Source organism: Acinetobacter lwoffii, assembly GCF_024129595.1.
GTDB classification, from domain to species: domain Bacteria; phylum Pseudomonadota; class Gammaproteobacteria; order Pseudomonadales; family Moraxellaceae; genus Acinetobacter; species Acinetobacter lwoffii_O.
In genome coordinates, this window is sequence record NZ_JAMXXS010000003.1 from 208,539 (window position 1) to 218,740 (window position 10,202).

At 44.7% G+C, this 10,202-nt stretch carries 8 protein-coding genes, 1 rRNA gene and 1 pseudogene; 5 read left to right on the forward strand and 5 right to left on the reverse strand.

Annotated elements, in window-relative coordinates:
* Positions 1-44 precede the first annotated feature (44 nt).
* The 3 genes and pseudogenes from NI466_RS03515 to dinB all read left to right on the forward strand — a co-directional run bounded on the left by NI466_RS03515 (position 45) and on the right by dinB (position 2,969).
* Complete coding sequence (locus NI466_RS03515) at positions 45-824, forward strand: glycoside hydrolase family 25 protein (protein WP_253172738.1); 780 nt, start codon at positions 45-47, stop codon at positions 822-824.
* 53 nt (positions 825-877) lie between these two features.
* A pseudogene (locus NI466_RS03520) lies at positions 878-1,893 on the forward strand (MBL fold metallo-hydrolase).
* A 20-nt stretch (positions 1,894-1,913) separates the two neighbouring features.
* Positions 1,914-2,969 carry a DNA polymerase IV gene (gene dinB, locus NI466_RS03525; protein ID WP_004281020.1) on the forward strand — a complete coding sequence of 352 codons (1,056 nt, stop codon included), beginning with the start codon at positions 1,914-1,916 and terminating at the stop codon, positions 2,967-2,969.
* 78 nt (positions 2,970-3,047) lie between these two features.
* On the opposite strand, the gene NI466_RS15920 is transcribed toward dinB, so the two are convergent.
* Complete coding sequence (locus NI466_RS15920; protein WP_004732574.1) at positions 3,048-3,176, reverse strand: hypothetical protein; 129 nt, start codon at positions 3,174-3,176, stop codon at positions 3,048-3,050.
* A gap of 15 nt (positions 3,177-3,191) precedes the next feature.
* On the opposite strand from NI466_RS15920, the gene shiA reads away from it, so the two are divergent.
* A complete protein-coding gene (gene shiA, locus NI466_RS03530) occupies positions 3,192-4,502 on the forward strand; it encodes a shikimate transporter (RefSeq protein WP_224216172.1) in 1,311 nt (436 codons plus the stop codon).
* Positions 4,492-4,848 (forward strand): RidA family protein, encoded by a 357-nt coding sequence (locus tag NI466_RS03535; RefSeq protein ID WP_004732579.1) that lies wholly within the window; start codon positions 4,492-4,494, stop codon positions 4,846-4,848. The genes shiA and NI466_RS03535 overlap by 11 nt, the downstream gene beginning before the upstream one ends.
* 55 nt (positions 4,849-4,903) lie before the next feature.
* On the opposite strand, the gene NI466_RS03540 is transcribed toward NI466_RS03535, so the two are convergent.
* The 4 genes from NI466_RS03540 to rrf form a co-directional block, all read right to left on the reverse strand.
* Positions 4,904-5,452, reverse strand: coding sequence for a DUF2726 domain-containing protein (locus NI466_RS03540; protein ID WP_004732580.1), 549 nt, complete (start codon positions 5,450-5,452; stop codon positions 4,904-4,906).
* Positions 5,453-5,850: 398 nt separating this feature from the next.
* Positions 5,851-8,259 carry a YgiQ family radical SAM protein gene (locus tag NI466_RS03545; RefSeq protein WP_253172740.1) on the reverse strand — a complete coding sequence of 803 codons (2,409 nt, stop codon included), beginning with the start codon at positions 8,257-8,259 and terminating at the stop codon, positions 5,851-5,853.
* Positions 8,260-8,482: 223 nt separating this feature from the next.
* Positions 8,483-9,676, reverse strand: coding sequence for an MFS transporter (locus tag NI466_RS03550; protein WP_004644878.1), 1,194 nt, complete (start codon positions 9,674-9,676; stop codon positions 8,483-8,485).
* Positions 9,677-9,829: 153 nt separating this feature from the next.
* Positions 9,830-9,944: ribosomal RNA gene (gene rrf, locus NI466_RS03555) — 5S ribosomal RNA — on the reverse strand.
* Between the last annotated feature and the right edge of the window lie 258 nt (positions 9,945-10,202).

Below are 10,202 nucleotides of genomic sequence, written 5' to 3' on the forward strand. Positions count from 1 at the left end.
GATTGTAAGTTTTAGGCTAAATCACATATAGGCAAGGACTGAAAATGCAGAAAAATCAGGCTCCGAACAGAGTTCATAAATCGCTCTTGATTGGGCTGGGCATACTGATCACTGTGATCACGATCGCCATGGTCTATCTCTGCCTGATGAAAGCACCGTCTGCCCATGCAGCCGATTATCCTATTCAGGGTTTTGATGTATCGCATCATCAAAAAGAGATTCAGTGGCAGCAGATTTCGCCTGAAAAATACCGTTTTGTTTATCTGAAAGCCACTGAAGGCGGCGACTTTAAAGATACCCGTTTTCAGGAAAATTGGTTGAAAGCACGTGAACGCGGCTTTTTGGTCGGTGCCTATCATTTTTACCGGCTCTGCCGCGATGGCAGCATTCAAGCCCAGAATTTTATTGACTCCGTACCCAATAAACCGGATGCCTTACCGCCAGTAATTGATCTGGAATATGACAGCAAATGCATCAATACCTATTCTAAAGAGCAGCTTTTAAACGAAATTCAGGTGATGCACGATGCCCTGAAAAAGCATTATGGCAAGCAGCCGATTTTCTATATTTCTAAAGCTTTTTATAATATTGTACTGGCAGGACACTTTCCTAACGTACCACTCTGGGTACGTGAATACAAAGGTCTGCCTGATTTAAAAGATCAGCCAGCGTGGCTATTTTGGCAACATACCAGTCAGGGGAAAATTCCCGGTATTACCACACCGGTAGACCTGAATGTTTTTTATGGCTCAGAACAGCAATGGCTGGATTTTCTCAAAAAGAATGCGATTGTAGTACCTTCATCTGAGAATAAAGCGAAATAAAGCTGATCGCCTGAAAACAAGTTCTTTATAAAAACAACAAGGAAATAAAAAGATTGAAATGGATAAAAGGCATTTTACTCGGTCTGGTGATTCTACTCCTACTCATCGCGGGTATGCTGGCTTATCTGTTGCAAGCTTCGGGCAAGGTTAGTGACTTTAAAGCGTGGCAGCCGCAAACCGGTATATCCGTTCACGGGCTTACAGTCAATTTTTTTGGTGTGTCCACCCTGTTACTCGATGATGGCCACGATCAGATCCTGATCGATGGTTTCTTTAGCCGGCCATCTTTGCGGCAAGTAATTACTCGACCTATTCAAAGTGATAAGCTGCTCTTAGAACAACTGGTACAATGCCATGAATTGAGCCGAACCCAAGCCATTCTGGTCAGTCATTCTCATTATGATCATGTTCTGGATGTCCCGGCTTTACTAGAGATGCTTCCCGAAACTGCTGTCGTCGGTTCGCCGAGCACACTGAATATCGCCCGGGCAAATCCCCAAGTTACCCCACAGCAATTACAGCCGGTTAAGCCTTGGCAAGTACAACAATGGGGGCATTTTCAAATCACAGCAATTCCCTCACAACATACCCCGCCCACAGTGGTAAATGATGATTTAGGCGAAGAGCTGCTACAGCCCTTTACTCTTCCGGCTAAATTTTCCGAATTTAAGGAAGGTGGCAGTTTCGACTACCTGATTGAGCATGCAGGACATAAAATTCTGGTCAAGGCCAGTACCGGATTTATTCCAGAGCAATTGCAGCATCTGAAAGTCGACACCCTGTTTTTAGGCATTGCCCAGCTTTCCAGACAATCCGATGCCTATCAGCAGCAATATCTGGCTGAAACCCTGAACCTCCTCAAGCTCAAAGTGGTGATTCCGGTGCATTGGGATGATTTTTTCAGCCGTTAAACCAGCCGCTGCAATTTTTACCCCGTCTTGCCGATGATACCCCAAAAAGTTTGCAACTTCTGATTCAGGCTGCCGAGAGACAAGGGGAAAAAGTCGTCCTGCTCAGCGAACCGCAGCCCTATTTACTCAACGCAGCCGTCGCTTCCCAATCCGATTAAAGGCCCTTAAGATAGCGAACATGCGCAAAATTATTCATATCGATATGGATGCGTTTTATGCCTCGGTTGAGCTGCGTGAACGTCCAGAACTGAAAGACTTGCCTGTGGTGATTGCCTCGCATCATCCTCGGGCGGTGGTCGCGGCTGCCTCCTATCCGGCACGGGTTTATGGCCTGCGTTCTGCCATGTCCATGGGACAGGCGCGCAAACTGTGTCCTCAAGTCATCGTAATTGAGCCAGATTTTGCCAAATACCGGCAGGTATCGGCACAGATTCATCAGATCTTCCAACAATATACTTCCCTGATTGAACCACTGTCTCTGGATGAAGCCTTTCTGGATGTCACGGAGAATTTACAGCAGATTCCCAGTGCTACTGAAGTCGCCATGCGGATTCGCGAGGATATTTTTCAAGCGACCGGACTGACTGCTTCTGCCGGTGTGGCACCCAATAAATTTCTCGCTAAAATTGCTTCGGACTGGCACAAACCGAATGGCATCTGTGTAATTAAACCTTCGCAGGTACAGCGTTTTATCCAGGATCTGCCGCTGAAAAAAATTCCCGGCGTGGGAAAAGTCACTCAGGAAAAACTGAAAAGTCTGAATCTAGAAACTTTAGGCGATTTACAGCAAATTGATGAAGCCTTACTGATTCAACATTTTGGCAAATATGGCCGGCGGCTGTTTTTGTACGCTCAAGGTATTGATGAACGACCGGTCGAAGTGGAACGGGAACGCCAGCAAATTTCCAAAGAAACCACTTTTGATGATGACCTGCATCTGAACCAATGTCGCCCCTATTGGGAGCCTTTACTTGGACAAGTATGGCAAAGCCTGCAAAAGAAACAGCTTTCTGCTCGCGGCGTTACGGTCAAATTAAAACTCAAGAATTTTCAGGTGATGCAACACAGTAAAAGTTTTAAACAGGTGCTGCGTAGCCCACAGGAATTAGCCCAAGCCTTGGACTTACTGCTCGACGACCTGCATATTGCTCCGCAGATGCAATTTCGGCTGATCGGCGTCGGCGTGTATCAGCTCAGCGTCCCCGAAACTGAAACCCAGTTATTGCTACTCTAAACCTTTTTTGATCATGTTTTAGGCATCAGTTTAAAAATACGGCAACTTTGTTTTTACATTTTGATTTTTTAGAGTACTCTATCTGCGCAATGCATTATCCATGTATGTGCTGAGATGCTGAAAATCACCTTTACTTTCAGCATGCTGTCCTGTGATTAGCGTGACGATCAAATCCGAATATTGCAGGGCAACTCTGATGTAACTCATGGAATCCCCTCCTGCATGTCTTCTGTAAATTCTTCTGTTGTTCAAGAACAACGCGCACGTAAAGCTGCGCTGTCTAGTTTTGTTGGTGCTGTTGTCGATTGGTATGATTTTCTCCTTTATGGCATTGTTGCAGCCTTAATTTTTAAAGATCAGTTTTTCCCCAGTATTGGCGAGAACATGGGCACCCTGGCGGCACTGGCCACCTTTGGGGTCGGCTTCCTGTTTCGTCCTTTAGGTGGTGTGGTATTTGGTCACTTTGGTGACAAGCTCGGCCGTAAAAAAATGCTGGTACTTACGGTAATCCTGATGGGAATTTCCACGGTCGGGATTGGTCTGCTGCCAAATTTTGAAGCAATTGGCTGGTGGGCTCCGGTGCTACTGGTGTTTTGCCGTGCCTTGCAAGGCTTTGCTGTCGGTGGTGAATGGGGCGGTGCAGCACTCATGGCCGTAGAAAATGCGCCAAAAGGAAAAAAAGCCTTTTATAGCAGTGGGGTTCAGGTCGGTTATGGCGTCGGTCTGGTCCTGGCGACCGGTGCAGTGTCGATTATTATTGCAACACTGGGTGAAGAAGCCTTTGCTGAATGGGCATGGCGTATTCCCTTTCTGGCCAGTATCGTATTGTTAGCTGTGGCGATGTGGATTCGCCGTGATCAGGATGAATCACAAGAGTTTGTAGAAAAGGTGGTGAAAGCAGATCATCAGCCAGAAAAGCTGCCGATCTTGCAGGCCATCAGTAAACACCCTAAAGCTTTCTTCTATATCATTGCTTTACGCTTGACCGAATTGCTGACCATGTATCTGGTCACCAATTTCGCCTTGAACTATTCGACCAGTAATCTGGGCATGGACAAACAGTTCTTCCTGAATATTACCTTGATGGTCGGGGCCATCAGCTGCTTCAGTATTCCCTTCTTTGCCTGGCTGGCGGATAAATTCAATCATCAGAAAATGTGTGTCTGGGGCGGTTTGATTGGTGCGCTTTCAGCCTTTCCATTTTTTATGGCACTCGATGCACAAAACACCTGGATGATCATTGTCGGGGCAATTTTACTGGCGAACGTCGCACACGATATGGTGGTTAGTGTCCATCAACCGATTTTCACCTCCCTGTTTGGCACAGAATACCGCTACAGCGGTGCCGGAGTTGGCTATCAGGTGGCGAGTATCATTGGTGGGGGTTTTACCCCATTTATTGCAGCGGCACTGGTGATTTGGGCGGATGGTTCATGGCATTATGTAGCCATCTATCTGGCGGTGGGTTGTCTGCTGACTGCACTGGTCGCAGCCCTGATGCCCAAAACTCAGGATGAACAACATGACAGTTGAACGTTTACACGTATCGAAACGCTTTTCGGAAATTGCTATTGCCGGTAATCTGGTACATCTTGCCGGCCAGCTGGCCACAGATGTTGAACTGGATATTAAAGGGCAAACCCAACAGACTTTAGATATTATTGACCAGTTTCTGACAGATGCCGGTACCGACAAAAGTCACATCATGTCGGTAACCATCTATTTGAAAGACATTGAAAAAGATTATGCAGCCTTCAATGAAGTCTGGGATGCCTGGGTCGCTGATATCGAAGCCCTGCCTCGTACCTGTGTCGAAGCAAAACTCTATGATCCACGGGTATTGGTCGAACTGACTGTCGTGGCGGTTAAACCGGAATAATGTTTCAAGATCGATATTCATAAAAAAAAGCATGCTTCTGGCATGCCTTTTTGTTTTAACCGACTGCTTTGATTTTACTGCGCTCTAAATCCGAATATAAATAATATTTTTTCAGATCATTGCTAACTGTATATTTGGGCATTTTCTGCATTTGCGCTTGCTCCTGCAAGAAGTCCTGGCGCAACTGATAATATTCTGGCACATCATCGTAACGAATTACCCGATAACCTGCCATGGTTAGTAATGCATCCTGAAAACCCGTCTGCTGGGGACGCTTTAAGATTAAGGGATCGTCCACTCCCACCACGGCTAGAATCTGGTGCTGCTGATCCAGAATTACAAAATCTGCAGTCAGGTTGCGGTACTTATGTCGAGTCCGGTTAAATTTAGTCGTCATTAAGGCATCATAGGAAACATGTGCCAAAATGATGTATTCAGGTAATACTTCCCTCAAACGGGTGAAGGTCAATTGCTCATTCAGGTTAAAAATAGCACGTTGCTTTAACGCACTGTCTTGTGGTTTGGAATTATTTCCGAGCTTTTTCCATGCCATGAGCACGACACAGAAGAGCAGGAAACTCCCAATCATAATATAGGTGGTCATGCCTAAATCCTTGCATTCTTATAATCATTTTTGTTTTATTGTTGTGCAGTATAAACCCACGCTTTATTTTAAATAGATCCAACAACCAATCTGTTTAAATACCCATACAACTGGTATCAAAACTCGATTCTGTGTTACCTAAAGTGACATCTCTCTAGATGCCAATGAAAGTGGATTTAAAGTACTGATAATGCACTCTAAAACATCCATGGAATTGATCGCAATACATATCTGCCCAACTGTAGGACAATTCCGACAAAGTGTTATTTTTATATCACTTTTTTAAAGAATTTAGTCCAAATAATATATTCTTTTACACTTTCAACGCACAAGCTCAGGCTACGTTACTTTACCCAAGAGCTAAAAAAAGACACCGAAGTGTCTTTTTATTAACTTAATTATGCACGTGATTTGGGCTTCGCTTTAGGCTTTGGCCCACCAAACGGTTTTTTGGCATCACCTGTTTCACGTGGTGGCAAACCGGTGTGCTGGGTCAGAATTTGCCCACGCTCAGGACGTTTCTTGGTATTTGAAGGACGTGACTGAGCTTGTGCAGCCTTGCTACGATTCCCTTGCTCACCGGTACGTTTTTGCGAATCACCTGCAACCGTCGAGTTCTTCTTACGCGCCGATTGATACTGACCGTCTGCACTGCCTACAGGCTGATAAGTCGGAATTAAATGCTGTTTCGAGTTACCAATCAAATCCTGACGACCCATTTCTTTCAGGGCTTCACGCAATAACGGCCAGTTGTTTGAATCATGATAACGCAAGAAAGCTTTGTGCAGACGACGACGTTTCTCACCTTTCACAATGTCGACATTTTCAGTATAACGCGCCACTTTCGCCAGTGGGTTTTTACCGGTGTAGTACATTGTAGTTGCAGTCGCCATCGGTGAAGGATAGAAGGTCTGTACCTGATCAGCACGGAAACCATTCTTCTTCAACCAAATCGCCAGATTCATCATGTCATAATCGGTGGTACCCGGATGTGCCGCGATGAAGTAAGGAATTAAGTATTGTTCCTTGCCTGCTTCTTTACTGTAACGATCAAACATTTGCTTAAAGCGGTCATACGTCCCAATACCCGGCTTCATCATTTTATTGAGTGGGCCTTTTTCCGTATGTTCAGGCGCAATTTTTAAGTAACCACCGACATGATGGGTGACAAGTTCTTTGACATATTCAGGGTTTAAAACCGCAAGGTCATAACGTAGGCCTGAACCAATCAGAATTTTTTTAATGCCTGGTAAAGAACGTGCTTTACGATATAACTGCGTCAATGGCGCATGGTCGGTATGCAGGTTTTGGCACACGCCCGGGAATACACATGACGGTTTACGACAGTTCTTTTCAATCTCAGGATCTTTACATGCCAGACGGTACATATTGGCTGTTGGGCCACCCAAGTCCGAGATAATACCGGTAAAACCCGGTGCGGTATCACGGATTTTTTCCACTTCTCGTAGAATCGATTCTTCAGAACGGTTCTGAATAATACGACCTTCGTGTTCTGTAATCGAACAGAAAGTACAGCCACCGAAACAGCCACGCATGATGTTCACAGAGAATTTGATCATGTCAAACGCAGGGAAACGGGCATTGCCATAAGCAGGATGCGGCAGACGTGCATAAGGCAGGTCAAACACATAGTCCATCTCTTCCGTAGTCAACGGAATTGGCGGTGCATTCAACCAGACATCACGTTCACCATGCTTTTGCACCATGGCACGCGCATTCCCCGGATTGGTTTCCAGATGCAGAATACGGTTGGCATGTGCATAGAGCACTGGATCTGCAGCAACTTCTTCAAAAGCAGGCAAACGGATTACGGCCAATTCGCGCGGCGGTAACTTATGTTTAATCGCTTTAGAAGCCGGTTGCAGTTGCACAATTTGCGTATCAGGATCTAAGTCATCCCCTGCTCGCACAATCGGATTGGCGACATGTTCTTTTTGGAAACCTTGGTACTGACTAGAATCCTTGCCTTGTTCAATCTCACAACCCTCGATATCTTCAGTCATGACATAAGGGTTAATAATTGGATCAACACGGCCAATCGCATCCACATCATTCGATGCGATTTCAACAAATTTGGCTTTCGATGGGCGGTTGTGTTTATTCACAATAAACGCTGTACCACGAACATCGGTAATATCTTGGATTTTTTCACCACGCGCCAAGCGATGCATGATTTCAGTGATTGAACGCTCACCATTACCGTACATCAAAAGATCGGCTTTTGAATCCATCAACACCGAACGACGCACTTTGTCTGACCAGTAGTCATAATGCGCAATACGACGTAATGATGCTTCAATACCGCCCAATAATACCGGTACATCCGGATAAGCTTCACGGACACGCTGGCAATACACGGTTGCCGCACGGTCTGGACGTTTGTTTGGCTGATTGTCTGGTGAATAGGCATCATCAGAACGGATTTTACGGTCAGCCGTATAACGGTTGATCATGGAATCCATATTCCCTGCAGTCACACCCCAGGCAATATTCGGTTTACCTAAAACGCGGAACGCATCCACGCTGGTCCAGTCTGGCTGTGCAATAATACCGACACGGAAGCCTTGTGCTTCTAGCGTACGACCAATAATGCCTGAACAGAAAGACGGATGATCAATATAGGCATCGCCACAAACTAAAATAAAATCACAGCTGTCCCAGCCGAGTTGATCCATTTCCTCGCGTGACATCGGCAAAAATGGCGCAGGGTCAAAACAAGACGCCCAATATTTGTCGTAATCAAACAACGCTTTTGGCGCAGTCTGCATGGTATAAGCAGTAGACATGGCTAGCAATTCTCGGCTGGCAGATGATAGGAGATCTAAAAAATAAGATCAAAGATGAAAGCCGATTATTTTACCATGAATCGGCCCTAGCTTGCTTGATTATAATTTATACAAAATCAGAGACTAACTGAATCACGCTCTATTTGTCACTTGAATCTAAAGTTTAAATATTTCAAAAAAGAAATTGATTCTATTTATGAGGAGGAAAGCTTGGAAATAATCTCTAATTTGAACGGAGTTTTAAACTGAATGACAAACCCGTCAGTAATAACGCGGCAATAAACACAGTTAATCCTATCCAGCCATAATTTTCCCACACCAATCCGCTTGAGCTCCCCAACACACTTGAACCCAAGTAATAGCAAAATAAATACAGCGACGAACCGACTGCCCGATACTGTAACGACTGGATCGACACCCAGCTACTGGCGGTAGAATGGGCAGCGAAGAAAGAAAAAGTAAAAATCAGCAATCCGGTAAAAACAACAACCAACTGATTGATCAGCATCAGCGACAAGCCCACAAGCATCATCAGGATCATGGCTGCCAATATTCTAAATTTTCCGTAATGCCGCCCCCAATGTGCTGCTCGAGGGGAACTATAAATGCCGGCCAAATAAGTAATCGAAATCACACCAATCCAGACATGAGATAGCTCAAATGGCGCTTGGATCAAGCGATAACTCAGATAATTAAATACCGAGACAAAGCAGCCCATCAAGATAAAACCTTGCAGGAATAAAACCCGAAGTTTTGGATCAGCTAGATTCTGTCTAAATGAGTTTTTAAAACGATTCAGCTTGATTGGATAGGCTTTAAAATGTTGCGAAGCGGGTAAGAGGTAATAAAATAAGCCTGCAATACAGAGATTTAAAATACCAATCAACAAAGTAGCAGATTGCCAAGAGATAAAATCAACTAAAACTCCGGCAATTAAACGCCCTCCCATACCACCTATCGCTGTGCCAGAAATATATAAGCCCATGGCAAAACCGATATCTTTTTCTGCAATTTCTTCCCCGATATAAGTCATCGCGACCGCAGCGACACCACTGACTGTCAATCCAATCATTACTCGTGTGGTCAGAAACACGGACCAGATCGGCAATATTGCACTTAATAGTAATAATACTGAGACTGAAAATAGAGACCAGACCATAATCGGCTTACGACCAAATCGGTCCGAGATCAGCCCAGTAAAAATAAGACCAACTGCCAAGGCAATGGTAGAAAAAGATAAAGGGAAACTGCTTTGAGTCGGGCTGACCTGGAAATAATCAGCCAGAATCGGCATCATGGGCTGTACGCAATACAGTGATGAAAAAATGGCAAAGCCAGCAAGAAATAAGGAAAAAAGCACTGCTTTAAAAGCAGAAGAGCCATATTCAATATGGCTTGAAGATGAATTTGAGGACATATCCGCTCCATAGACCGGTTCAGTATACGCCTCTCAATTTTGTTTTTATGTGATGTTTCAGTCGAAATAGCACATAAACAACTGTTATTTGACTAAAACCCACGCATAAAAAAAATCCCCCTCTGCCTTAGCGGAGGGGGATTTCGAATAATGAGCTGGCGATGACTTACTCTCACATGGGTAACCCCACACTACCATCAGCGCTAAGAGGTTTCACTTCTGAGTTCGGGAAGGGATCAGGTGGTTCACTCTTGCTATGGTCGCCAGCACAACTGTTTATGGACTTGTTCGGGTCTTACTTAACTGCTGTGCAGTGTATGCCTTACTTCGTACCAAATAGAATTCATTAACAGTTATATTTGAGTATCGTATTTTGTTCTTAAGCGTTCACTAAATCAAGCTGTTTTGCTGAATATCGAATCGATTGATGCTTAATACAACAACTGTTTGGGTGTTGTATAGTCAAGCCTCACGAGCAATTAGTATTGGTCAGCTTCACATATCACTATGCTTCCACATCCAACCT

Excerpts from the sequence above, each read along its gene's own strand:
- NI466_RS03535 (WP_004732579.1), top strand. The coding sequence starts at position 4,492 with ATGACAGTTGAACGTTTACACGTATCGAAACGCTTTTCGGAAATTGCT.
- NI466_RS03545 (WP_253172740.1), bottom strand. The coding sequence starts at position 8,259 with ATGTCTACTGCTTATACCATGCAGACTGCGCCAAAAGCGTTGTTTGAT.
- dinB (WP_004281020.1), top strand. The coding sequence starts at position 1,914 with ATGCGCAAAATTATTCATATCGATATGGATGCGTTTTATGCCTCGGTT.
- NI466_RS03550 (WP_004644878.1), bottom strand. The coding sequence starts at position 9,676 with ATGTCCTCAAATTCATCTTCAAGCCATATTGAATATGGCTCTTCTGCT.
- NI466_RS03540 (WP_004732580.1), bottom strand. The coding sequence starts at position 5,452 with ATGACCACCTATATTATGATTGGGAGTTTCCTGCTCTTCTGTGTCGTG.
- shiA (WP_224216172.1), top strand. The coding sequence starts at position 3,192 with ATGTCTTCTGTAAATTCTTCTGTTGTTCAAGAACAACGCGCACGTAAA.
- NI466_RS15920 (WP_004732574.1), bottom strand. The coding sequence starts at position 3,176 with ATGAGTTACATCAGAGTTGCCCTGCAATATTCGGATTTGATCGTCACG.
- NI466_RS03515 (WP_253172738.1), top strand. The coding sequence starts at position 45 with ATGCAGAAAAATCAGGCTCCGAACAGAGTTCATAAATCGCTCTTGATT.